The following is a 620-nucleotide window of genomic DNA, read 5'->3' on the forward strand; positions in this document are numbered from 1 at the left end:
CGAGCCCCTGCTCGACATCGGCACCCCGGCCAAGCGGAAACGGATCGCCGGCCGGGTGAACCGCTGGACGGACGGCTGCGCCGAGAAGGGCTACGACGCCATCGAGCCCGACAACTACGACAGCTACACCCGCTCCCGCCGCCTGCTCACCCCCGCCGACGCGACCGCCTTCATGCGCCTGCTCACCCGGCACGCGCACGCCCGCCACCTGGCCGTCGGCCAGAAGAACACCCCGGAGCTGGCCGGCCACCGGGGGAGCGCCGGTCTCGACTTCGCGGTGGCCGAGGAGTGCGGTCAGTACGACGAGTGCGGGACCTACGCCCGCGCCTACGACGACCGGGTCCTGGACATCGAGTACACCGACAGCGGGCTGCGCAAGGCCCTGGCCGGCTGGGGCTCGCGGCTCAGCATCGTCCGCCGCGACCTGGACGTCTCCACACCGGGCGAGCCGGGTTACGTACGCCGCACGGGCTGATGCCCTCAGGGCCGGTCCAGCAGCTCCAGCCCGCGTGTCCACGCGAACCCGCCCGGCACCCGTCCCTCGCCGAAGCGGACCCCGAGCCCGCGCAGCCGGGTCAGGCTCTCCTGGTAGGCGGGGTGGGCGGCCAGCGCCTCGCCCA

The 620-nt window shown here is 74.0% G+C and carries 1 protein-coding gene and 1 pseudogene; one reads left to right on the forward strand and one right to left on the reverse strand.

Annotation, left to right across the window (positions count from 1 at the left end):
* Nucleotides 1-475, forward strand: a 475-nt coding sequence (locus CCN33_RS30825) for an endo alpha-1,4 polygalactosaminidase (RefSeq protein WP_140394792.1), incomplete at its 5' end; no start/stop codon positions are given.
* Between the two features lie 5 nt (nt 476-480).
* On the opposite strand, the pseudogene CCN33_RS33450 reads toward CCN33_RS30825, so the two are convergent.
* Nucleotides 481-620, reverse strand: a pseudogene (locus CCN33_RS33450) (flavoprotein); the annotation flags it as partial.

The organism is Streptomyces recifensis, assembly GCF_002154615.1.
GTDB classification, from domain to species: domain Bacteria; phylum Actinomycetota; class Actinomycetes; order Streptomycetales; family Streptomycetaceae; genus Streptomyces; species Streptomyces griseoluteus.